Raw genomic sequence first — 22,512 nt, 5'->3', positions numbered from 1 at the left:
TGCCGCTGTAATGCGTTTCGAGTGAACCCTCGCTTGACAGGCAAGCGCCAGGTCGTCCGGCCGATGCGCCATTTACAGGCGGTCGCCGGGCGCGAGATTCAGCAGGACGACGAACGACAGGATGCTCAGGATCAACGTGACGATCGAATACCTGAACACCCGTTCGTCGAACAGCATGCCGTGCACGATGCCGGCCAGCGATGCCAGCGCGATGAACACGCTCAGCGTCGCGAGTGCGATGCGGTACTGCTTTCGGTTCATGACGGTCTCCCGGGAAGCGGTTCTGCCCTCTCGACGCGACCTGCCGGCGTTGTCGCGGCGTTCGCGGCGTCTCCGGTCATGATCGAGTCGCGCCGCGGCGCACCGTTGATCTGCATCAACAGACGAATTCAGCGGTGACGCACGCGCGTGCCGTGCCGGCAAGCCCGCGGTTGATTGATCCTCGTCAAGCCGCCGGCGCCGCCATGCGCGATGCTGAATCGGGTACGGCACGCGTCCGGTCGCACGCTTCGCGATCGGCACGCGCCCGGACGGGAGACCGACATGAAGTCCGATGCAGCACTCAAGCAGGATGTCGAGCAGGCGCTGTTCTGGAATCCGGCGATCGATGCACGCCGGATCGACGTCGACGTACGCGACCGGATCGTGACGCTGCGCGGCACGGTCGACAGCTGGGCCCAGAAGCTCGAGGCGCAGAAAACCGCGCTGCATGTCGCGGATGCGCGCGCGCTGGTGCTCGAGCTGAACGTCGAGCCGCCGGAGGATGCCTGCGCCGACCACGAACTGGCGATCGCGATCACGTTCGCGCTCGGCTGGCAGGAGGCATTGCGCGATCACGCGATTCGCGTCGAGGTCGATCACGGCTGCGTGACGCTCGATGGCGAGGTCGATCATGCATACCAGAGCCGCGCAGCGGAAAAGATGGTGAGCCGGATGAAAGGCGTCGTCGGCGTCGCGAACCGCATTCGGGTGCGCGCCGACCATACGGTGCCCGACGTGGGCACCCGGATCGCCGAAGCGCTGGCCCGTCGCGCGCAGCGCGGCGGCGTCGGTCAGGGGCGTGCGCGAGGTCGTCGACCGGTTGACCGTCGCGTGAGCGTCGCGCCCGTACGGTCCATTACCACGGAGAAGCAGCCATGAATCGCTCGCATTCCGGCCCCGGCCGCCACTATCTGCGCCGCGACAAGCGCGTGCAGCCGCACACGAAGGACAGTTACCGCGAGCCGAAACGGCCGCCGGGCGACCGGATCTGCGACGGATGCGGGGCCGTCTGTAATGCCGGCCGCTGGACCTGGTACGCGACGCCGCTCGACCGGCGTCAGCTCGAATGCCCGGCCTGCAAGCGCATGCGGGAAAACGCGCCGGCGGGCGAACTGGTGCTGCGCGGCGAATACATGCGCAAGCATCGCTCGGCGATCCTCGAACTGCTCGAGCGGCAAGCCGGTCTGGAAATGAGCGAGCACGCGCTCGAACGCATCATGGAGATCGAGCAATCCGGCGACACGCTCGTGATTCGAACCACCGGCGTGCACGTGGTGAGGCGCATGGGCGAGGCGCTGCTGCATGCGCATCACGGCGCGCTGGCATTCAACTATCGCGACAGCGAGGACCTGCTGCGCGCGAGCTGGACGCGTGACGCGGCTTGAGCGGTCGCGAGTCCGGCGCACAGGCGCGACGTCATGAAGAAGCCATTCGACTACTCCGCGTTGCTGATCCCGATCGCGTTCGCCATCCTGATCGCCTATCAGTTGCTGATGGCCCAGCCGGCGACGACATCGATTTCGTACAGCGATTTTCATCGGCTGGTCGACGCGCGGCTCGTCGACGAGCTCGAAATCGGTCAGTCGTCGATCGCGGGTGCGCTGCGCATGCCTGAAGCCGGCGCGCTGCTGCCGGCTTCCGACGCGGTCGCCGTCAAGCAAGCCGGGCCGCCGTGGCGCTTCACGACGAACCGCGTCGGCGACGATCATCTGGTCGCCGCGCTGACCGCCGCCGGCATCCGCTATCGCGGGATGCCGGATTCGGGCTGGATCGCGACGCTCGCGACGTGGATGTTTCCGATGATCATGTTCTTGCTGGTGTGGAACTTCATGATGCGGCGGCCGGGCGGGATGAGGGACCTGAGCGGCATGGGCAAAAGCCAGGCCCGCGTGTACGTGCAGCAGGAAACCGGCATCACGTTCGACGACATCGCGGGTATCGACGAGGCGAAGGCCGAGTTGCAGCAGATCGTCGCGTTCCTGCGCAGCCCCGAACGTTATCAGCGGCTCGGCGGCAAGATTCCGAAGGGCGTGCTGATCGTCGGCGCGCCGGGCACCGGCAAGACGCTGCTGGCACGTGCCGTTGCCGGCGAGGCGGGCGTGCCGTTCTTCACGATCAGCGGGTCGGCATTCGTCGAGATGTTCGTCGGCGTGGGCGCGGCCCGCGTGCGCGACCTGTTCGGGCAGGCGCAGCAGAAGGCACCGTGCATCGTGTTCATCGACGAACTGGACGCGCTCGGCAAGGCGCGCGGCGTCGGACTGATGTCGGGCAACGACGAGCGCGAACAGACGCTCAACCAGCTGCTCGTCGAGATGGACGGTTTTCAGGCGAATTCGGGCGTCATCATCATGGCCGCGACCAACCGGCCGGAGATCCTGGATCCTGCGCTGCTGCGCCCCGGACGGTTCGACCGCCACATCGCGATCGACCGGCCGGACCTGACCGGACGCAAGCAGATCCTGGCCGTGCATACGAAGCGCGTGAAACTCGCGCCGGAAGTCGATCTGGCCGAGCTGGCGTCGCGCACGCCGGGCTTCGTCGGCGCCGATCTCGCGAACGTCGTCAACGAAGCCGCGCTGCATGCGGCCGAACTCGGCAAGCCAGCGATCGGCATGGCCGACTTCGACGAGGCGATCGATCGCGCGATGACGGGCATGGAGCGCAAGAGCCGCGTGATGAACGAACAGGAGAAGCGGACCATCGCCTACCACGAGGCAGGGCACGCGCTCGTCGCGCAAAGCCGTGCGCACTGCGATCCGGTGAAGAAGGTGTCGATCATCCCGCGCGGCATCGCGGCGCTCGGCTATACGCAGCAAGTGCCGACCGAGGATCGCTACGTGCTGCGCCGGAGCGAACTGCTCGACCGGCTCGACGTGTTGCTGGGCGGCCGGGTGGCCGAGGAAATCGCGTTCGGCGACGTCTCGACCGGCGCGCAGAACGATCTCGAACGCGCGACCGCGCTGGCGCGGCACATGGTCATGCAGTACGGGATGAGCGACGCGATCGGCCTGATGACGCTCGACGACGCGGCATCGCCGGGCGGGGCGCCGGGCGTGTGGACGCCGGGCGACGGTCGCTGCAGCGAGCACACGGCGCAACTGATCGACGGGGAAGTGCGCGCGCTGCTCGAGGACGCGCATGCGCGGGTTGCGGGGACGCTCGGCGCGCGTCGCGATGCGCTCGAACGGATCGCGCAGAGCCTGTTGCAGCACGAATCGATCGATCACGACAGGCTGGTGGCCCTCATGGGGGCGCCGGACGATGGCGACGGGGAGCACCGCCCGGCGCAAGCCGATACGGAAGCCGTCAACGACGTCTCCGCCTGAGCGATCGAGCGCCGGAGCGACGCCGGACGCCTGCCGTCGGCCATGGTGCCGGTCAACAGCTGATGCAGACGGCGTTGTCGCACGGTCGTGCGGCGTCATCCGCGACGACCGACGCAAGCTGCGGATCGGGGCGGAAGACGGTGATGCCCTTGAGCCGGTCGCGCCAGGCCTGGAAGAACAGCGCATCGACCTGGGCGAGCGAACACTGGCCGGGCATCGTGACGGTCTTCGAGATACCTGCGTCGACGCACGGCTGCAATGCGGCGAGCATCGCGACGTGATCGGCCGGTGCGATATCCGCCGCCGTGACGAAGTAGTCCGGTAGCGCGACGTGCTCGCCGTGCCGCTCGCGAAACAGCCGGTAAGCGTGATTCTCCACGCGAAACGGACGGATCCGCCCGTCCGCCGTGCGCACCATGCGGCGCTGCGTCCAGCCGACGGCCGGCTCGATCCCGTTCGAACAGTTGTCGCAGAAGGCGAGGCTCACGCTGCCGGCCGGCGCAAACGACAGCAGATGGCTGTTGCGCAGCCCGTGCCGCGCGATCGCGTGATGGACCTTCAGCGGCAGGCGCATGCGGTACGCGGGGCCGCTCAGATAGGCGGCCGGATCGTAGGCGGGAAATGCGCCGCGCTCGGCGGCAAGCGCAGCGGACGCGGCAAACGCATGCTCGCGCATCGTCCGCGCGATGCCGGCCGCCACCGTACGCGCGTCGATGCTGTCGTAGCGCAACCGCAGCATCGTCAGCGCGTCGCCCAGCCCGGTGACGCCCACGCCGACGCGCCGCATCCGGCGCGCCTCCCGTTCATGCGCCGCGAGCGGCCACGCGGTCAGGTCGAGCACGTTGTCGAGCAGGCGCACCTGGATGCGCACCGCGTCGGCGAGCGCAGCGGCATCGAAGCGCGGTTTGCCGTCGACACCGAACGGGTGAGAGACGAACCGCGACAGGTCGATCGGTCCGAGCACGCAACTGCCGTAGGACGGCAGCGGCTGCTCGCCGCACGGATTCGTCGCGTCGATCCGCTCGTGCGCGCGCATCGGATTCGCCTCGCGGATCGTGTCCAGAAACAGCAACCCGGGTTCGGCGCTGTCGCGTGCGGCATGGACGATCTCGTGCCAGAGCGCGCGGGCCGGCACCGTTGCATGAAGATAGCGCCCATCCAGCCGCCGGATCGATGCACCGGATGCGGCGCGGGGCGGCGCGTGATGAACGAGCGCCCAGGGCAGATCGTGCGCGACCGCTTCCATGAACGCGTCCGTGATGCCGACCGACAGGTTGAACGTCGGCCAGCGCATGCGTGCGCGCTTGGCGGCGACGAACGCGAGGAGATCCGGATGATCGCAGCGCAGCACGCCCATTTGCGCGCCGCGGCGCGGGCCGGTGAACGGCAGGGCGCCGCACATGGCATCGAAGCGGTCGATGGCCGCGCATGCCCCTCGTTCGGCTGACAGGCGCCGTTCGTACGTACCGGCGGGCGGCACCGGCGAGAAGTCGTAGCCGATTCCGCCCCCCATCAACAGCGTGAGCCGCGCGTCGTCGAGCGCTTGCTCGAGCGCGGCGTCGACGGTCTGCACCGGCCGGTCGGGCGACACGGCAAGCGGATGGACGAAGCAGTTGATCATCGTCCCGCCCGTCCGCGCGCCGGCGTTCGCCAGGATGCGGCCGGCGCCGATCGCGCCGTGCTGCAGGTTCCGGAAGAACGCCTGCTCCATCTGCGCACGCAATCGGGTCGGCTCGGCGAGCGACAGCGCATGCGCGACCCGACGGAAGACGGCCGCGCGAGACGTTTCGCCGGGCTGCGCATAACGTTCGGCGAACACGGTGGTGCAAAGCGGCTGCTCATCCATGGCGGGGCTCGGCGACAACGAATGATTCAATGTAGGCGCCTGCCCGGCCGTGCCGTTGATCGAGCGCAACCGGGTGCTTTCGCGGCACCGCTTGATGGCGGTCAACGCCGTCGCCGGCGTCGGACGTAACGTGGAGCCACGCCGACATCCTGCGCGCCTGCCATCGACTACGAGCAACCTGCCATGACCGATATCGTGACCGTCACGCTGAATCCGGCCGTCGATGTCTCGACGTCGGTCGAGCACATCGTCGATACCCACAAGCTGCGCTGCGCACGGCCGCGGCGCGACCCCGGCGGCGGCGGGATCAACGTCGCCCGGACCGTTCACCGGCTCGGCGGCGACTGCGTCGCGTTGTACCTGGCCGGCGGGCCGACCGGCGACGTCTTGACGCTGCTGCTCGAAGCGGAGCGCCTGCCGGCGGTGCGCATCCGGATCGCGGGCGAGACGCGCGAGAACGTGTGCGTGACCGAGACCGCGACCGGACGCGAATACCGCTTCCTGATGCCCGGGCCGCCGGTCACGGAGGCCGAGTGGCGGGACTGCGCGGCCCGCATCGACGCCGTGCATCCCGCGCCGCGCTACCTCGTGCTGAGCGGCAGCCTGCCGCCCGGCGCGCCCGACGACCTGTATGCGACGCTCGCGCGAACGGCCCGGGCACGGGGAAGCAGGGTGGTCGTCGATGCGGCGGGCCGCGCGCTGCAAGCGGCCCTCGAGGCCGGCGTTCATCTCGTGAAACCCAGTCTCGGCGAACTGAGCGCGCTGGCCGGCGAACCGCTCGACGACACGTCGGCGTGCCGCAAGGCGAGCGAACTCGTGGCGCGAGACCAGGCCGACATCGTCGCGTTGACGCTCGGTGCGCGCGGCGCCTGGGTCGTCACGCGCGACCGCACGCTGCGCCTGCCCGCCAGGCCGACGGCGGTATGCAGCACGGTCGGCGCCGGCGACAGTTTCGTCGGCGGCATGGTCTGGGCGCTGGCGCGCGGCGTGCCGTTCGACGACGCGTGCCGCTACGCGCTGGCGGCATCGTCCGCGTCGGTCGAGCATCCGGGGACGGCGCTGTGCACCCGCGACGACATCGAGCGGATTCATGCCGAACTGGTTGCGCAGGCAAGCTGACGGTTAGCCGGCTCGACGCAAGCACGATCGCGTCGATGCGCGATCGATCATTGATCTGGCTCAGCGGTATTCGGGCCGCGATCGCGAAAAATGGGGCAGCCATTCCACGAGGTCCGCCATGGCCGTTCGCCCGATCGCCTGCCTGCTCCTGCTGTCGTGCGTGTCGGCGGTGTCGTCCGCCGACGTCGCAACCGTCGACTCGCCACCGCCGCGCGTGCTGATCCTCGTCTATCACCGGTTCGCCGCCACGCGCCTGGATTCGATGACGGTGCGTACCGAAACCTTTCGCCATCAGTTGCAGGCAATCGACGCGAACGGCTACCGCATCGTGCCGCTTGCCGACGTCGTGCGCTGGCACGGCGGCCAGGCCGATGCCGTGCCGGCGCGTGCGGTCGCGATCACGATCGACGACGGTCATCGCTCCGTCTACGACGTGCTGCGTCCGTTGCTGGCCGCCCGTCCGATGCCGGTCACGCTGTTCATCTATCCGTCCGCCATCTCCAACGCCAGCTACGCGATGACATGGGACCAGCTGCGCACGCTCGGGCAGGCCGGCGGGTTCGACATCGAGTCCCATACGTACTGGCATCCGAATTTCCACACCGAGCACGCCCGGCTCACGCCGGACGACTACCGGCGCGTCGTGTCGTTCCAGTTGATCCGGTCACGAGATCGACTCGAGTCGGAAACCGGTAAGCCGGTGAGGCTGCTGGCCTGGCCGTTCGGCGTCCATGATGCGCAGACCGACCAGTTGGCCGCCCGTGAAGGCTACGTCGCGGCGTTCACGCTCGACGCGCGCCCCGTGCGCGTCACCGACCCGGCAATGGCGTTGCCGCGCTATCTGATGACGGACGACTGCGACACACGGTGCATGAACGGATTGTTGAGAACCGCCGGGGGAAGCCGTGATTGAACGCTTGATCGTCTGCCTGCTCGTATCGCTCGCCGGCTTCGCCGCCCGGGCGGCGCCCGTCACGATCACCGTCGTCGATGCCACGAACGGGCAGCCGCTTGCGGGCGCGATCGGCCATGCGGCGGGCGCGAACCGGACCGCCGATCGCGACGGCGCGTTGTCACTGGAGATCGACGCGGCGGGGACACGCGTGAGCGTGCGGGCGCCCGGCTACGCGCGAACCGAAGTGACGCTCGCGCCCGCCGAGGGCGCGCATACGATCCGGATGACGCCGGTGCGTCCGAAAGCCGTGTATCTGTCCGCCTACGGCGTGGCGGACCACACGCTGCGCGACGCGGTGCTATCCCTGCAGGACAAGACGGCGATCAACGCGCTCGTCGTCGACGTGAAGGGCGACAGCGGCGTGACGCCCTATCGCAGCCAGGCGCGCGACATCTCCGGTGCCGCGAGCAATACCGAAGGTGCCATCGTTCGTCCGCCCGATCTGCCGGACCTGTTGCGGACGTTCCACGCGCGCGGTCTTTACGTGATCGGCCGCATCGTCGTGTTCAAGGACGACCCGCTGGCGCGCGCGCATCCCGAATGGGCCGTGCGCGACGCGGCGGGCGAGATCTGGCAGGACCGCGAGCATCAGCGCTGGATCGACCCGACGTCGCGGGCGGCCTGGCAACACAATTACGATATCGCCGAGGAGGCTGCCCGCATGGGTTTCGACGAAATCCAGTTCGACTACCTGCGTTTCCCCGACGCCAACGGTCTCCGGTTCGCCGAGCCCAATACCGAGGCCAACCGGGTCGCGGCAATCACCGGATTTCTGACCGGCGCGCGCGAACGGCTGCGGCCGTACAACCTCTACGTGTCGGCCGACATCTTCGGGTACGTCTGCTGGAACGCCGACGACACCGCGATCGGGCAGCGGCTCGACGCGCTCGGACCGGTCGTCGACTATGTGTCGCCGATGCTGTATCCGTCCGGCTTCACGTGGGGCCTGCCCGGCTGCCGGAAGCCGACCGAGCATCCCGGCGAGATCGTTGCGCGGTCGCTGGCCGAGGCGAAGCGCCGGACCGGCCTGGGCGGTGTCCGGTTTCGGCCGTGGCTCCAGGCGTTTCGCGACTATGCGTTCGATCGCCGGCCGTTCGATGCCGACGAGATCCGCGCACAGGTCGACGCGGCCGACGCGGCGGGCACGGACGGCTGGATGCTGTGGAACCCGCGCAATCGCTACGATCCTGCCGCGTTGCCGCGCTGAGCGGCACGGGCATGGCGGCGCGAACGTGCGAGAGACGAATCGATCATGCCGTGGAATGACGAACGTTATCCGCCTTCGATGCGGTATCTGCCGCCGCCGGTTCGCCGCAAGGCGATCGAGATGGCCAATGCGCTGCTGCGGCAGGGGCGGACCGAGGGCAGCGCGAGCCGCATCGCGATCGCGCGGGCGAAACGGTGGGGAGATGCGCGTGCCGACTTGCGCGGGCGCTCGCGCGGGTCAGCGTGACGCGTGGCTGCACGACCGCCATGCCGTCAAAACTGGGCCGTACACCGCACCGGACATTCGCGCGCGGTCATCGCCGGATGCCACCGCGCGGCCAGCATGCACGCGGCGAGCATGACGGCGACCGCGATGCCGTGCACCGGGTTGCGCAGGCACGACGCGACCTGCTCGCTTCTCCCCACGCCGAACAGGCACCACAGGCAGAAGTGCTCGCAGTTGTTCGTGAGCAGCCGGTAGCGGCATTCGCCGAGGCGCGATGCCGCGCGGCGCGCTACCTCCGTTCCGTCGTACAGCGTGCGCGCGTGGCGGATGACCGCGAGCCCGAAACCGGCCCGGAAGCCGTCCAGCGTGACGACCTCGACCGGGCCGCCGCTCGCACGGCGCGACCATCCCGCGTAATGAATCACGTTGCCGTCGCCGATGTAGATCCCGTGATGCACGTAACCGGGGCGGCGGGTCGCGAGGTGCGCCCCGACCGGCGGTTCGCCATCCGGCATGGCGTCGTCGGCGCGTGCTGCGGTCGGATCCATCATCGCCAGCTCCTCGGTCCTGCGGCGGCGGGGTGGAAGAACCAGGCGCCGGCCGCGAAAGCATTGCGTCCTGTCACGTTTCCAGTATCGGCAGCGGCGCCGCGCGGAACAATCAGCGTGGCCTGAGCTTGCTGTCCGACGTCGGGCCGCCGTGTCGGAAATTTCCGACGAGCCCTGCAATATCGGCTGACAGCCGTCACGGACGATTGCGCCGTCCGCATGCTGTTTCCCCGAGTTTTCGGGTTTGCCGCGCGTTCGGGGCGGGTCGGGCGCGATGACCGTCTCGCGCGCCCGTCCCGCATCACCCGGCTTCGAGAGACGCGCACTTGACTTGAGTCAACGGGAAATCGACGTTCCGCGCGACGCTGACAGCGTCGTCGGCTCGCCCGAGCGACGTCACCGCACGCGCCCCGTTCCGCGACCGGACGGGCGGCATGGCAGCCCTGCGTGCTCGATCAGGAGAGTGAAGATGTGGACCGGAACCGTGAAGTGGCTGCTGCTGGCAGCCTGCCTGCTGAATCTCGTGGCGAACGCGCTGGCTGAAACATCGCCCGAGCCGATCGTGCGCAACGGCGTCGCTTATGTCACCGGCGGAATCGGTCAGGACGAGGTCGCCGCGTTTCGCGACGTCGCACCGCGATACAACCTGCGGATCACGTTCGCCTCGAAGCGGGGCCATTATCTTTCCGATGTCGACGTCACGCTGTCGTCCGGCAAGTCGACGATGCTCGACGCGCATACGAGCGGGCCGTTCCTGTTCGCCCGCGTGCCGCCGGGGCGATATACGGTGTCCGCACACGACCGGGGCGTTCAGGAGGTGCGGCACGTCGTCGTACCGGCGCGCGGCGCCGTCGACGTGCGCTTCTACTGGCACGACCCCGAACGGCAAGGGGCGATGCGTCTGTGTAGCGGGTGTGCCGGATCGCAGCAGCAACCGGCGCGCTAGCCGTACGTTCGATCGCGACCGGCGAAGCGGCAATGCGCGGCGTGCGCGCCGTCGGCGTCGCGGATTTCGGTGCCGAACGCGGTAGCGCCGATTTCGTCGGCACGAAGAAATGGATGCGGTGAAACCGGCTCGATCGCTACGGTCCCGCTGCGCCGCCGTGCTGACCGGCGCGCTGCTGTTCGCGCTTGCCCCGGCCGATGTGCGGGCGGAATCCGGCACGGCCGCGACGATCGACGAGGCGATCGCCGCCGAGATCGCCGACGGCCGTCTTGCCGGTGCGGTCGTCGTGACGGGCGCCGCCGCGCATCGCCCGGTGCTTGTGCTCGACCGCCCGGACCCGCTGGGCGGCGATACGTTCGGCGGCCCCGTGGCCGATGCCGGGCCGGCCACGTTCACCGGGTACTTCCCGTTGCCGCTTCAGCCCGGCATGACGCTCGGCGAACTGGCGCGGCTGTTCAACGACCGCCTGCATATCGGCGCGGCACTGACCGTGGTGCCGATGGCGAACTACGCCCGTGCGATGCGCTTCGACGACACCGGGCTCGGCCGGGTGCCGCCATCGCCGAACCTGCGCGATGACGCCGCGCTGTCGCTCTACCCGGAGACAGGGCTCGTCGAAGGGGCGGCGGTCAGCGTCGGGCGTGGCACCGCGACACCGTTCGGCGTGGTCGGCGCGCCGTGGATCGATGGGCGCGTTCTCACCGACGATCTTCGCGCGATGCGGCTGGACGCGACGTTCTCGCCAGTACGCTTCGTGCCGACGGAGGGGCCGCATCGCGGCAGGATATGCGAAGGCGTGCGCATCGAACGGCCGCAGGGCCCGGCACGGCCGGGCGTGATCGGGCTGGCACTCGCGCTGGCGCTGCACCGGCGTTACCCGGCGCAGTTCCGGATCGACGCGATCCGCGCATCGATCGGCTCGCGCGAGGTGGCGGACATGCTGGAGACGGGGCGGTCGCTCGACGAGATGGAACGCGTGGTCGAGGCGCAAAACGCCGCTTTCGCGCGCGAGCGGGCGTCGTTCCTGCTGTATTGAGGCAGGAACGCCTGCCGCGGCATGGGCAGGCAAGTCTGCCTGCGATGTCAACCGGAGCTGCGCGGGCGATGGCCGCGCCGAAACGTCAACCGGTGTTCGTTGAAAAGCGCGCGCCAGTCGAGCTTCATCAACACGAACACGAGACCCAGCAACACCAGTTGCGTGACGACGAAGTATCCGCCGAGATAAGTGCCTTCAAGTTCGGATTCCACGTCGAGCCGGGTCGACGCGAAGCGGCCGAGATGCGCCCAGATCGCATAGGTCGTCGCGCGGCCGACGAAGAAGGCCGCCGCGATGATCCTGAGCGGCAACCCGGACAGTCCGTACGCAATGAACAGATAGTTCGACGGAAGCGGGCTCAACGCATAGAAGAAGAACGCGCCGGTGGTGAGCGTTCGGTGCGTTCTCAGCCAGCGTGCGGCGACGTCGATATTCTCGCGATCCGATTCCCGCATCCAGCGGGAGCGGACGAGCGATCGTGCGAAGGTCGCCAGAATCACGCGGCCGGTCGTTGCCGCGCCGGCCGCCACGATGGCAAAGATCAACGGATTGCCGTCCGGCAGGTTGAACCCGACCCACGACATCGCCATCCAGGTAGGCGGGGCGAACGCAGGCATGAGATTCAGCAGAAGAATCAGCAGAAAAAGTATAGCCAGCGTCAGCACGATTTCGATTCCAGGCCATCCGGTGTCACGGTTCAATTTTGCTGACGAAAGGGGCCGGCGGCTTGACTCACGTCAAGCAACGCGCCGTGCCGGCATGTCGCAGGACGCGCATCGTGCTGACCCATGTCAACGGTCGAACCGCGGCGCTCCCTAGACTGATGTCACGCCGTCTGCAACCGGAACAGGATGCAGTGAACGCCTCCATGCACGGCGATCGGAACAATCGTCATGTCGCGCATTCCCTGGTCGATCGATCTTGCGTTGCTGATTCTGGCGGCCGTCACGCTCGCTGCAGGAGGCGCGTGCATCGCGTTCGGCCTGACTTCGCTCGCGCGCGTCGTCTGGCTGCTGGGTGCGCTGCCGGTCTTGTTCGCGTTGACGGTATCCGTCGCCAGGGCCGTGGCGAGGCGGCAAGCCGGCATCGATGTGCTCGCGTGGCTCGCGATCGGTCTGGCGATCGCGCTCGACGAGACCCTGACTGCCGCGGTCATTGCCTTGATGCTGGCAAGCGGCCGGACGCTGGAGCGGTATGCGCAAGACCGCGCGCAACGCGAGATGACCGCGCTGCTCGCCCGCGCGCCTCGGCAGGCAACCCGGTTCGAGAACGGCGAATGGCGTTCCGTTGCCGTCGAGACCCTCGTTCCCGGTGACAGGTTGCTCGTACGAAGCGGCGAATGCGTGCCAGTCGACGGCACGTTGACGGATGACGCGGAACTCGACGAATCCATGCTGACGGGCGAGTCGTCCATCCAGCGGCGGCGCTCGGGGGAAAACGCATGCAGCGGCGCGGTCAACGCCGGTGCGCCGTTCGACATGGTTGCCCGCACGACGGCGGGCGACAGCACGTTTGCCGGTATCGTCCGCATGGTCGCCCGCGCGCAGCGCGAGCGCAGTCCGTCCGTGCGCCTCGCGGATCGATATGCCGCCTTCTTCGTGCTCGCGTCGCTGCTCGTCGCCGGCATCGCCTGGGTGCTGACCGGGGACGTCGCCCGTGCGCTCGCCGTGCTCGTCGTGGCCACGCCTTGTCCGTTGATCCTCGCCGTCCCGGTCGCCATCGTGTCGGGCATGTCGCGTTGTTCGAAGCGCGGCATCCTGGTCAAGGGCGGGGGCGCGCTGGAACGCCTTGCGCAAGCGACGATCCTGTTCTTCGACAAGACCGGGACGCTGACGGGAGGGCGGGCCCGCATCGTGGCGATCGAATGCGAGACGGACGTCGGGGCGGTCGAGGTGCTGCGTTTCGCGGCGTCGTTGGGCCAGGCTTCGGGGCACGTGATTTCGGATGCGCTGACGGTTGCCGCACGGGAACGCCGGATCGATCTGTCGCCGCCGTCGGTCGTCGTGGAAACGGCGGGCGAGGGCGTGACGGGCCGGGTCGGCAACCGGACCGTCGCGATCGGCAAGTTCGGGTACGTGTCCGCCTGTTCGACGATCGCCCCGTGGAGCGACGCATTCCTCAAGCGGGTCGGCAACGAGGGCGGGGCTGCCGTGTTCGTCGGCGTCGACGGCATCATGATCGGCGCGATCCAGATGGCCGACCAGGTGCGGCTGGAAACGCCGCGGGCGTTGCGGCTGTTGAAACGAGAAGGCGTCGAGCGCCTCGTCATGCTCACCGGCGACCGGCGGGACATCGCCCAGGCCGTCGGCGAGTTGCTGGGTGTCACCGACGTGCGTGCCGAGCAGACGCCGACGGACAAGCTCGTCGCGATTCAGGCCGCGCGCAAGGAGGGCGTGACGATCATGGTCGGCGACGGCGTGAACGACGCACCGGCGCTGGCGGCCGCCGACGTCGGTATCGCGATGGGGGCGCGGGGGGCGGCCGCGTCATCCGAAGCGGCCGACGTGGTACTGCTGGTCGATCGGCTGGACCGACTCGTGGATGCGATCCGTATCGCACGACGGTCGCGCCGAATCGCACTCGAGAGCGTGGTGGCCGGCATGTCGCTGTCGGTCGTCGCGATGACGGTTGCGGCGGCCGGATTCCTGCAGCCGATTGCAGGCGCGGTGATTCAGGAAGTCATCGACGTCGTCGTCATCGTCAATGCGTTGCGCGTGTCGCTGGTTCGCCCGAGGCCGACGAACGCCCGGCTCGACGATGCCGACGTCGAGCGGCTCAGGCGCGAGCACACGGCATTGTCACCGTTGCTGGACCAGATCAGGGATCTCGCGGATCGCTTGCCGCGACTATCCGGGGCCGCCATCGCCAGCGAGCTGGTCCAGATGATCGGCTCGCTCGACGAACGGCTGCTGCCGCACGAACGCGCCGACGATCGGGACGTCTACGCGCGCCTCGCCCCGCTTCTCGGCGGCGAGGACCCGCTGGCTGCGATGAGCGGCGCGCACCGGGAAATCTTCAAGATGGTCCGATCGCTCCGGCAGATGGTCGCGGACCTGCCGCGCGACGGCACGAACGCCATGCAGGTGCAGGCGATACAGCGCCTGTTGTACGGACTGGAAGCGATCGTGCGCCTGCATTGCGCCCAGGAGGAGGAGCTGTTCCACGCCGTCGGAGCGGATGCGTGACGGCGAAACGCATCACGCATGCGGCGCACTCACCAGAAGAACCGGCGTTTTCGCGATGCGTGCAACGCGTCCGGCCACGCTGCCGACGAGCCAGCCCGTGACGCCGCGCCGCCCATGGGTGCCCAGGACGATCAGGTCCGCATGCCATTCGAGCGCGTCTTGCACGATCAGGTGAGGCACGTCCGCACCGGTGCGATCCGTTCGAATCAGTTGCGACTGCGCGCGCCCGGCGGGTGGGCCGTCGAGCAGGGTCATGGCCTTTTTCAGTACGTGATTGCCTTCGCTGATCAACGCGCCTTCCAGCGTCTCGACGGGGACGAAATCGCCCAGCGATGTCGGGCGATCGAGCACGTAGATTGCCCGGCATTCGGTGTCGGGTCGCGAGAATTTCAACCCCGTTCGCAATGCGTGGAACGCAATCGCGCTTCCGTCGACGGCGAACACCATCCGCCGCGGCAGGTGTTCGGCAACCGACGCGAAACCGTCCGGAACGATCAGCAGCGGGCAGCCGACGAGCTTGCCGAGCGGGCCGGAAACCGTGCCTTCGATCCAGCCGAGCAGGCCGTGATGCTGACGTGTGCCGACGATCAGGAGGTCGGCCTGCCAGGCTTGTGCGCTGTCGGCCAACGCATCCACGACATCCCCGCCACGCGTGGCGAGGTCGATGACTTCCGTGTCGACGACGAGGTCGCCGCGATCCATGGCGGCTTTGGCGCGCGACACCGTATCAGATGCATCCCCCAGCAACTCGGCGCGCGCGGATTCGAGGAACGCCATGGTTTTCGATCCGAGCGGGACGAGCGTTCTCGGATTTTCCGCAACGCTAATGATGTGCACCGCTGCATTCGACGGGAGGAACGCTTTGGCATACGCGAGCGCGTGAGCGGATGCCGTCGAACCGTCGACGGCGATCAGCACCCGCTGGAGAGCGGGTGCCGCGTGGAAGGGGGAAGTGCTGGTGCTCATGAATGTCTCCCGCGGGCAACCGGCGATCGTGCATATGCAATTTTTCGCACGGGCGGTCTTCACGGGTTTGACCTTCGTCAAGCCAAGGTTTTGCGGGCAGAAGGAAACATGAATCACATCGTTTTCGACCGCACGTATTTTTGTTCCTCGGCAAGTCATGTTCCGAAAACGGAATGGCTCGCTGTATCAACAGGCGGCCCGGTCTGATGCCGTGTTCGCTGTCGTCCGCTATATAGCGATCCGGGTCGAAGGAAAAACCTGTTTGAGCACCATGAAAGTCCGAATCTGACACAGGCCGGGAAGATAAAGAAGCTGCTCGGCATGGAGTCGGTTGAAGCGTTCGCTACCGCGGGGTGCACAGCACCATGAAGTAGTCGAACTCGCCGGTCACCACGTGGCATTCCACGCATCCGGATACGTTCTGGGCCGCTTTTTCAAACGCGGAAAAGGATTCGGGAGTCGACCGATCCAGCACGACGCCGATGAGGACGACCATGCCTGTGTCGAGGGCAGGAGCGTTGAGCAACGCGACGATTCCTCGGATCAGACCCAGACTCTTGAGCCGTTCCACGCGGCGCAGACAGGCCGGCGCGCTCAAATTCACCTTCGCCGCCAGCGCAACGGTCGAGATCGATGCGTCCTTCTGAAGGGCTCGCAGGATCGCTTTGTCCGTACGGTCAAGCGCGACGCGGCTCGCGTCATCGGGTGAGATTTGTCGAGAAATTTTGTTGTCTATTTCATCGATTCAAAAAAATAAACATTCGTACGGATGGCGGAAATTGCATTTCAAGGCACGACAACTAGCGAATGTTTGCAAGCACGTTTCGTGGTCAATTAACTAGAATTTCATCGTGCCCGGTCGCCCTGACGACATCAGGCGTCGGAACCCACCGACCCATCTTTCGGAGAACTTCCGTGAACCTCGATCGCTTTCCTCGCCACAAGCTGACCTTCGGCCCCACCCCCATCCATGAGTTGCGCCGTCTCAGCACCGAGCTGGGTGGCAAGGTTCATCTCTATGCGAAACGCGAAGACTGCAACAGCGGTCTGGCGTTCGGCGGCAACAAGACGCGGAAGCTCGAGTACATCGTTCCGGACGTTCTGGCGAGCGGAGCCGACACGCTGGTATCGATCGGCGGCATCCAGTCGAACCAGACGCGTCAGGTCGCAGCAGTCGCGGCTCATCTTGGGCTGAAATGCGTGCTGGTTCAGGAAAATTGGGTCAACTACTCGGACGCCGTGTATGACCGCGTCGGCAATATTCAGATGTCTCGCATGATGGGCGCTGACGTTCGGCTGGTCAGCGACGGTTTTGACATCGGCATTCGTCCCAGCTGGGAAGACGCAATGGAGAGCGTTCGCAAGGCGGGAGGGAAGCCGTATCCGATCCCCGCCGGTTGTTCCGAGCATCGGCTCGGCGGCCTGGGGTTTGTCGGTTTCGCGGAGGAAGTTCGCGCCCAGGAAGCTGAACTCGGATTCAAGTTCGATTACATCGTCGTTTGTTCGGTGACCGGCAGTACGCAGGCTGGCATGGTCGTCGGGTTCGCGGCGGACGGACGCGCGGATCGCGTGATCGGGATCGATGCGTCGGCCAAACCCGAGCAGACGCGCGAGCAGATTCTTCGCATCGCACGCCAAACCGCCGACCTCGTGGAACTCGATCGGCCGATCAAGGACGCGGATGTGGTGCTGGACACGCGCTACGGGGGCCCCGAATACGGCCTCCCGTCGGAAGGTACGCTCGAAGCGATTCGACTGAGCGCGAAGACCGAGGGGATGTTGACCGACCCGGTTTATGAAGGCAAGTCGATGCACGGGATGATCGATAAGGTGCGCCGGGGCGAGTTTCCGGAAGGGTCCCGGGTTTTGTATGCGCACCTCGGCGGCGTCCCCGCACTGAACGCCTACAGCTTCTTGTTCAAGAACGGTTAAGGCTTGGCTGCGTTCCGGCTGCAAGATGGAGTCGGAAGCGATGGACATACAGACAATTCGGTCTACCGACTGACGGTCTATTCGCGTCGCCCCTACGCGGGGCGGCGGTCACTTTTCCTTGTCTTCCGAGGAAAGGTAACCAAAGGAAAGGCGCGTCCCTGGGCAGACGCCAACGGGGCCTGCCCAGGTTCGTGTTCTCTTGATCGGCCGCGGTTCGTGACATGCCGGCACTGGGTGGCGACGAGCCGGTACGAAGCCGCCGCGTATCTACTCGGCCGTATGCAACTGCTTGATCAATTCGCCAACGAAGTCCGCCAATACGGTGGACAACACGCGTCCGGCCAGCGTCTGGATCTGGATCGCGCGTAACGACATCCCCGGATGATCGATCGGAATTGCTACCAGGCCGTCCGCCGCCAGACGTGCCTGCACCGTCATGCGGCTAGTCAGCGACACCACACCGGACATTTGAGTGAACGCATACAGCGTGCTCGAGTTGTTGCAGGTCAGAACGGGCTCAAAGAGCAGATTCTCGAGGCTGGCGGTCGTATCGAAAAGTTGGCGGATCGTCGTGCCGCGGTCCAGCAGGGCAATCGGGAAATTCCGCAACTCGGCCATCGACACGGTCGCGTGCCCGGCCAGCGCGTGAGTGCGAGGCACGACGGCGCAAATGGGCGCGCTTTGCGTGTACTCGACGTTGATCTCCGGCTCTCGTACGACACCGAAGGTCAGACCGATATCCGCTTCGCCACTCCGTACGTGTGCCGTCACATCGCCAGGCGCAGTCACTGCCACCTCGAAACAGGTACCGGGTGACCTTTCCAGGAATTGCGTGATGGCGCGAGGGAGAACATCCCGGGCAAACGCTTCCGACGCCGAGACGCGGATGGTGCTTCGATCGAATGAGTTCAGCGCCTTGATCTCCTCGATCACCTGCTGACCTTCGAGCAGGGTTCTCCGGACATGCGCGGCCAGCAGCTCCCCGGCCTTGTTGGGGACCATGCCACGCGCCTGACGCTCGAAAAGCGGGCAGCCGATCTCCTCCTCGAGTTTCGTGATCTGGCGGCTGATCGCCGAGATCGAAACGTGCAACTTGTCGGACGCCTCGCTCAGCGAACCGGTGTTTGCAACGGCAAGGAAGTATCGGAGTGCAGCGTTGTGCATGACGGGCCGCCAAGTTTGCGTTATCGGAAAGCGGGGCAGGCGAAAAAGTCAATTGTAGTGCGCATTTTGGTTCCGTACGCTTGACTCATCAGGGTTGAACACACCGCTCTTCCACGATACACGCGAGGATCACGATGACGCGCCGCCAAGCAATCGACTCTGCCACAAACTATTTCGATTCGGGTGGATTCCTGAAAGATCTCACGCGTCGCGTCCACATGATGACGGAAAGTCAGGATTCCGGAAGATTGAACGAGCTTCGAGCATACCTCGTCGACGAGATTGCCCCATCGATTGGCCGTATTGGTTTTGAGTCGCGTATTGTCGAAAACCCCGTTGAAGGGCATGCGCCGTTTTTGATTGCGACGCGTATCGAGGATCCCTCGCTTCCGACGATGCTGATGTACGGGCACGGTGATGTCGTTCGTGGTTATGACGGACAGTGGATGGACCAGATGTCGCCATGGAACATTACGGTTGAAGGAGACCGGTGGTTTGGGCGGGGCACGGCGGACAACAAAGGGCAACACACCATCAACCTGGCCGCGTTGGAGCAAGTCATCGAGGCCAGGAATCGACGTCTGGGTTTCAATGCGACGCTGCTGCTCGAGATGGGGGAAGAGACAGGATCGCCTGGGCTACGCACGGTGTGCGAGCAGCACAAGAACCTTCTCGCGGCCGACCTTCTGGTCGCTTCGGATGGCCCCCGGGCCAGATCGAATGTCCCGTGTGTTTTTCTTGGGTCTCGCGGATTCGTCAACTTCACGCTTTCCGTCCGGCTCCGTTCGGGCGCCCATCATTCCGGAAATTGGGGAGGGGCGCTCAGCAATGCCGGAACCGTACTCGCCAACGCCATTTCATCGCTCGTCGACGGGCGTGGGCGGATCCTCGTCGACGCGCTGTTGCCGAAGCCTATTCCGGTTGCGGTACGAACAGCGCTGAAGAATATTGCCGTCGGCGGCGGTCCCAACGATCCTCAGGTCGACGGTAATTGGGGAGAACCTGGCTTGACGGCTCAAGAGCGTGTCTATGCATGGAACGCCCTTGAGGTACTGGCCTTCACCACCGGTAACCCGACCAGCCCGATCGGGGCGATTCCTCCCGTTGCGCATGCGCATTGCCAACTCCGATACGTCGTCGGTACGGATTGCGAGCGTATCGAAGAAGTTCTACGGCGTCGCCTCGACGCGTGCGGCTTCGACAGGGTCGAGGTTGCGATCGGCGAGCGGATGGGCGCCACGCGTCTGCCGCCGGAAGATCCGTGGGTCGCATGGGCGCTCGATTCAATCGAGCAGACGACGGGAAAGCATCCCGACTTGCTTCCCAATCTTGGCGGGTCTCTGCCAAACGACGTCTTTTCCGAGGTTCTGGGCCTTCCAACGATCTGGATTCCGCACTCGTACGGAGCCTGCTCCCAGCATGCCCCGAACGAACACCTGCTTGGAAGCGTCGCTCGTGAGGCGCTGCAGATCATGGCCGGCATATTCTGGGATCTCGGGGAGTCGGCATCCGCCGTCCGAGATCGACGCAGGGAAGGAGCACGTGTCGACCGGGCATAAGACGCCCATTTTTAATGCACTTGTTATCGTAAGTTAACGGAGAATGAGATGCGTACGATGGAAATGGTGGATGCCGCGCCGGCAAGGGAACGAGCGCCAAACGTTTTTCGACTGGTGTCTGCCGCAACCGTCGGCAATGCGTTGGAGTGGTTCGACATACTGATTTACGGATTCTTCGCCATCTCGATTTCAAAGGCTTTCTTTCCGGCGTCGAGCAGTGGGGTATCCCTGCTTCTGACCTTCGGGACATTCGCGATCTCGTATTTGGCCAGGCCGATCGGCGCGCTCGTGCTGGGTTCGTATGCGGATCGTCGCGGTCGCAAGGCATCGATGATGGTTTCGATTGTTACGATGATGGTCGGCACGACGACGATCGCACTGACGCCGAGTTACGAGTCGATCGGGGTGACCGCACCGATCCTGGTGATCTGCGCTCGATTGCTTCAGGGTTTTTCCGCGGGCGGCGAATTTGGCAGTACAACGGCCTTTCTGGTGGAGCAGTGTCCCGAACGCAAGGGATTGTTCGCCAGCTTCCAGTTCGCGAGTCAGGGATTGAGCTACATGCTCGCGGCCGGTTTTGGTGTTCTCCTCACCTTGATCCTGGATGGAGACGCGATCGACTCATGGGGTTGGCGCGTGCCGTTTCTCTTTGGCGTGCTGATCGGTCCCGTCGGCCTGTACTTGCGAAAGCACGTGCATGAGAGCGATGGCGCAAGGCATGAAAGGCCCGAATCGTTCCCGGTAAGGGAGGTGTTCGTCAATCAGAAAACCAGAATGTTGTTGGCGATCGGTACGCTCGTCCTTTCCACTGGCGCCAGTTACGTCATTCTTTATATTCCGACCTACGCGGTACGCGAGCTTCATCTGCCTGCCAGTTTCGGCTTCATCGCAACGATGTTGACCGGCGGCATCCTGACGTTCGTCACGCCGTTCGTTGGCTATCTTTCGGACAAGATCGGCCGCGTTAGACTGATGACCTGGGCCGGGACAGCATTTATCTTGACCATTTATCCGGTCTTCAAATTGCTTGGGGCGCATCCCGATCTGGGAAGGCTCATTGCGATGATGGCCTGGATCGGGACGCTGAAGGCGGTCTATTTTGGCGCACTACCCGCGTTGATGTCGGAAGTATTTCCGACAGGAACCCGGGCGACCGGTATGGCTATCAGCTACAACATCGGCGTCACGCTGTTTGGCGGCTTCGCGCCGCTGATCGTCGCATCGTTGATACATCAGACAGGCAATTTGGCATCGCCGGCGTTTTACCTGATGCTGCTCGGCGTGCTGAGTTTGAGTGCATTGCGGGGATGCCGATCGATGTTGAATCTTCGATAGGCAGCGCATCGAGCGATTGCTTCACCGGATGCGGTCCGAGACTGTTTCGATGAAATGCGAGGCGAGGTCGGAATGAGTGCAAGGAAACTGGACGCGGTATCGTTGGAGGCCTCGATGTGGAATTGGCTATTACCGCCTTCGGAGCGGGCCCGCGTGTGTGTCGTCGTTGATCCAAGCCCTGGCGTGGCCGCGGTTTCAGCGACCGTAGCCTCCTTGACGGCGGTGCCGGAGGTGGCGCTTCTCCAGATTGACGATCCCGCTGATGCACACCGTGCATGGAGCGAGTCGCTGATGTCGGGCAGCATGTCCAATGCGTCGAAGACGAGCGGGGATGACCGGTTGAGTCAATTGCCGCGAGGCGTGCCGTTGCTATTGTGGTCGACACGTCCGCAAGACCTCGACTGGCTCGGCAGCATCGAAGGAAACAGGGTGAGTGCTCTCGTTACCGTCGAGGGCGACGGGGTCGAAATGCAAGTATCTCGTCTTCTCACGCTTGTTTTGAAGGAGTTGAAGCAGGCGATCGCCGAGCACGTATTAATTTACTGATGCGATAAAAATGGTCTTGCTTCGGAGTGTGGTTTTCCGGATTTATTCGAGTCATTTCAATGACGGAGAACGGGCCCGGTCTCTACGGGATTCCCGCGTGTATGCAGGAACGACATGCGCGACCAGGTATCCCGCTACACGCGATGTCGGCTTGTTTTCGCATGACAGGCAGCGGACTCGATGCAACGCCTCGAATAGCCGAGTTGGCTTGAAAGATATTCGACGATTCTCGTTCCGAGGCGAGATCGGTTCAGTCGACACCTTGTACTCTGCATGACGATGCGCGCGAAGTGCCGGGCACGCGCCCGCGCTTCGCGGGCAGAACATATGTCCGCCTGGAGTGGCGCTACGGGAAA

The 22,512-nt window shown here is 65.5% G+C and carries 18 protein-coding genes and 3 pseudogenes; 14 read left to right on the top strand and 7 right to left on the bottom strand.

From position 1 onward, the window contains the following. Positions 1-72 precede the first annotated feature (72 nt). The gene (locus tag AC0KUR_RS09115; protein ID WP_034192132.1) at positions 73-261 is read right to left on the bottom strand and encodes a DUF2964 family protein; all 189 of its coding nucleotides are present in this window, start codon (positions 259-261) and stop codon (positions 73-75) included. 282 nt (positions 262-543) lie between these two features. On the opposite strand from AC0KUR_RS09115, the pseudogene AC0KUR_RS09110 reads away from it, so the two are divergent. From AC0KUR_RS09110 to ftsH, 3 genes and pseudogenes are all read left to right on the top strand, one after another. Further along, a pseudogene (locus tag AC0KUR_RS09110) lies at positions 544-1,096 on the top strand (BON domain-containing protein). Between the two features lie 40 nt (positions 1,097-1,136). Next, complete coding sequence (locus AC0KUR_RS09105) at positions 1,137-1,646, top strand: BCAM0308 family protein (RefSeq protein ID WP_473375744.1); 510 nt, start codon at positions 1,137-1,139, stop codon at positions 1,644-1,646. A gap of 33 nt (positions 1,647-1,679) precedes the next feature. After that, positions 1,680-3,587, top strand: coding sequence for an ATP-dependent zinc metalloprotease FtsH (gene ftsH / locus AC0KUR_RS09100; protein ID WP_226229818.1), 1,908 nt, complete (start codon positions 1,680-1,682; stop codon positions 3,585-3,587). Positions 3,588-3,639: 52 nt separating this feature from the next. Here ftsH and AC0KUR_RS09095 read toward each other — a convergent pair whose 3' ends face one another. Further along, the gene (locus AC0KUR_RS09095; RefSeq protein ID WP_473375743.1) at positions 3,640-5,433 is read right to left on the bottom strand and encodes an adenosylcobalamin-dependent ribonucleoside-diphosphate reductase; all 1,794 of its coding nucleotides are present in this window, start codon (positions 5,431-5,433) and stop codon (positions 3,640-3,642) included. A gap of 183 nt (positions 5,434-5,616) precedes the next feature. Here AC0KUR_RS09095 and AC0KUR_RS09090 point away from each other — a divergent pair, with 183 nt between their 5' ends. The 4 genes from AC0KUR_RS09090 (at position 5,617) to AC0KUR_RS09075 (ending at position 8,960) form a co-directional block, all read left to right on the top strand. Beyond that, a complete protein-coding gene (locus AC0KUR_RS09090; protein ID WP_473375742.1) occupies positions 5,617-6,552 on the top strand; it encodes a 1-phosphofructokinase family hexose kinase in 936 nt (311 codons plus the stop codon). A gap of 118 nt (positions 6,553-6,670) precedes the next feature. Continuing rightward, positions 6,671-7,465, top strand: a complete 795-nt coding sequence (locus tag AC0KUR_RS09085) for a polysaccharide deacetylase family protein (RefSeq protein ID WP_473375741.1) — start codon at positions 6,671-6,673, stop codon at positions 7,463-7,465. Continuing rightward, complete coding sequence (locus AC0KUR_RS09080; protein ID WP_473375740.1) at positions 7,458-8,714, top strand: putative glycoside hydrolase; 1,257 nt, start codon at positions 7,458-7,460, stop codon at positions 8,712-8,714. The genes AC0KUR_RS09085 and AC0KUR_RS09080 overlap by 8 nt, the downstream gene beginning before the upstream one ends. A 45-nt stretch (positions 8,715-8,759) precedes the next feature. Further along, a complete protein-coding gene (locus tag AC0KUR_RS09075) occupies positions 8,760-8,960 on the top strand; it encodes a DUF2188 domain-containing protein (protein ID WP_367190750.1) in 201 nt (66 codons plus the stop codon). Between the two features lie 26 nt (positions 8,961-8,986). Here the strand turns inward: AC0KUR_RS09075 and AC0KUR_RS09070 are convergent, their stop codons facing one another. After that, entirely contained in the window at positions 8,987-9,490 is a 504-nt protein-coding gene (locus AC0KUR_RS09070) for a lecithin retinol acyltransferase family protein (RefSeq protein ID WP_226253033.1), read from the bottom strand. 466 nt (positions 9,491-9,956) lie between these two features. Between AC0KUR_RS09070 and AC0KUR_RS09065 the strand changes: the two genes are divergently transcribed. Continuing rightward, a complete protein-coding gene (locus tag AC0KUR_RS09065) occupies positions 9,957-10,433 on the top strand; it encodes a hypothetical protein (protein ID WP_049032862.1) in 477 nt (158 codons plus the stop codon). 289 nt (positions 10,434-10,722) lie between these two features. Beyond that, positions 10,723-11,469 (top strand): annotated as a pseudogene (locus tag AC0KUR_RS09060) (exo-beta-N-acetylmuramidase NamZ domain-containing protein); the annotation flags it as partial. A gap of 47 nt (positions 11,470-11,516) precedes the next feature. Here the strand turns inward: AC0KUR_RS09060 and AC0KUR_RS09055 are convergent. Beyond that, a complete protein-coding gene (locus AC0KUR_RS09055; RefSeq protein ID WP_473375739.1) occupies positions 11,517-12,134 on the bottom strand; it encodes a hypothetical protein in 618 nt (205 codons plus the stop codon). Positions 12,135-12,362: 228 nt separating this feature from the next. Here AC0KUR_RS09055 and AC0KUR_RS09050 point away from each other — a divergent pair, with 228 nt between their 5' ends. Then, positions 12,363-14,654, top strand: coding sequence for a heavy metal translocating P-type ATPase (locus AC0KUR_RS09050; RefSeq protein ID WP_473375738.1), 2,292 nt, complete (start codon positions 12,363-12,365; stop codon positions 14,652-14,654). Between the two features lie 12 nt (positions 14,655-14,666). On the opposite strand, the gene AC0KUR_RS09045 is transcribed toward AC0KUR_RS09050, so the two are convergent. Both AC0KUR_RS09045 and AC0KUR_RS09040 read right to left on the bottom strand, forming a co-directional pair. Further along, a complete protein-coding gene (locus AC0KUR_RS09045) occupies positions 14,667-15,620 on the bottom strand; it encodes a universal stress protein (RefSeq protein ID WP_034192145.1) in 954 nt (317 codons plus the stop codon). A 228-nt stretch (positions 15,621-15,848) separates the two neighbouring features. Next, positions 15,849-16,356 (bottom strand): annotated as a pseudogene (locus tag AC0KUR_RS09040) (Lrp/AsnC family transcriptional regulator). A gap of 179 nt (positions 16,357-16,535) precedes the next feature. Between AC0KUR_RS09040 and AC0KUR_RS09035 the strand changes: the two are divergent. Further along, positions 16,536-17,552, top strand: a complete 1,017-nt coding sequence (locus AC0KUR_RS09035) for a 1-aminocyclopropane-1-carboxylate deaminase (RefSeq protein WP_034192147.1) — start codon at positions 16,536-16,538, stop codon at positions 17,550-17,552. A gap of 267 nt (positions 17,553-17,819) precedes the next feature. Here AC0KUR_RS09035 and AC0KUR_RS09030 read toward each other — a convergent pair whose 3' ends face one another. After that, positions 17,820-18,716, bottom strand: a complete 897-nt coding sequence (locus AC0KUR_RS09030) for a LysR family transcriptional regulator (RefSeq protein WP_367190745.1) — start codon at positions 18,714-18,716, stop codon at positions 17,820-17,822. Between the two features lie 134 nt (positions 18,717-18,850). On the opposite strand from AC0KUR_RS09030, the gene AC0KUR_RS09025 reads away from it, so the two are divergent. From AC0KUR_RS09025 to AC0KUR_RS09015, 3 genes are all read left to right on the top strand, one after another. Next, positions 18,851-20,275, top strand: a complete 1,425-nt coding sequence (locus tag AC0KUR_RS09025) for a M20 family metallopeptidase (RefSeq protein ID WP_473375737.1) — start codon at positions 18,851-18,853, stop codon at positions 20,273-20,275. 48 nt (positions 20,276-20,323) lie between these two features. Beyond that, positions 20,324-21,610, top strand: coding sequence for an MFS transporter (locus AC0KUR_RS09020; RefSeq protein ID WP_473375736.1), 1,287 nt, complete (start codon positions 20,324-20,326; stop codon positions 21,608-21,610). A 72-nt stretch (positions 21,611-21,682) separates the two neighbouring features. Continuing rightward, entirely contained in the window at positions 21,683-22,156 is a 474-nt protein-coding gene (locus tag AC0KUR_RS09015; protein WP_124669478.1) for a hypothetical protein, read from the top strand. Positions 22,157-22,512 lie beyond the last annotated feature (356 nt).

The sequence above is a fragment of the Burkholderia sp. YHN3-13 genome (assembly GCF_055810675.1).
This window is presented reverse-complemented; position numbering and strand designations above follow the sequence as displayed.

Coding starts and splice junctions, on each gene's coding strand:
- AC0KUR_RS09095 (WP_473375743.1), bottom strand. CDS start 5,433: ATGGATGAGCAGCCGCTTTGCACCACCGTGTTCGCCGAACGTTATGCG.
- AC0KUR_RS09115 (WP_034192132.1), bottom strand. CDS start 261: ATGAACCGAAAGCAGTACCGCATCGCACTCGCGACGCTGAGCGTGTTC.
- AC0KUR_RS09045 (WP_034192145.1), bottom strand. CDS start 15,620: ATGAGCACCAGCACTTCCCCCTTCCACGCGGCACCCGCTCTCCAGCGG.
- AC0KUR_RS09070 (WP_226253033.1), bottom strand. CDS start 9,490: ATGATGGATCCGACCGCAGCACGCGCCGACGACGCCATGCCGGATGGC.
- AC0KUR_RS09025 (WP_473375737.1), top strand. CDS start 18,851: ATGACGCGCCGCCAAGCAATCGACTCTGCCACAAACTATTTCGATTCG.
- AC0KUR_RS09105 (WP_473375744.1), top strand. CDS start 1,137: ATGAATCGCTCGCATTCCGGCCCCGGCCGCCACTATCTGCGCCGCGAC.
- AC0KUR_RS09020 (WP_473375736.1), top strand. CDS start 20,324: ATGCGTACGATGGAAATGGTGGATGCCGCGCCGGCAAGGGAACGAGCG.
- AC0KUR_RS09050 (WP_473375738.1), top strand. CDS start 12,363: ATGTCGCGCATTCCCTGGTCGATCGATCTTGCGTTGCTGATTCTGGCG.
- ftsH (WP_226229818.1), top strand. CDS start 1,680: ATGAAGAAGCCATTCGACTACTCCGCGTTGCTGATCCCGATCGCGTTC.
- AC0KUR_RS09090 (WP_473375742.1), top strand. CDS start 5,617: ATGACCGATATCGTGACCGTCACGCTGAATCCGGCCGTCGATGTCTCG.
- AC0KUR_RS09030 (WP_367190745.1), bottom strand. CDS start 18,716: ATGCACAACGCTGCACTCCGATACTTCCTTGCCGTTGCAAACACCGGT.
- AC0KUR_RS09065 (WP_049032862.1), top strand. CDS start 9,957: ATGTGGACCGGAACCGTGAAGTGGCTGCTGCTGGCAGCCTGCCTGCTG.
- AC0KUR_RS09085 (WP_473375741.1), top strand. CDS start 6,671: ATGGCCGTTCGCCCGATCGCCTGCCTGCTCCTGCTGTCGTGCGTGTCG.
- AC0KUR_RS09015 (WP_124669478.1), top strand. CDS start 21,683: ATGAGTGCAAGGAAACTGGACGCGGTATCGTTGGAGGCCTCGATGTGG.
- AC0KUR_RS09075 (WP_367190750.1), top strand. CDS start 8,760: ATGCCGTGGAATGACGAACGTTATCCGCCTTCGATGCGGTATCTGCCG.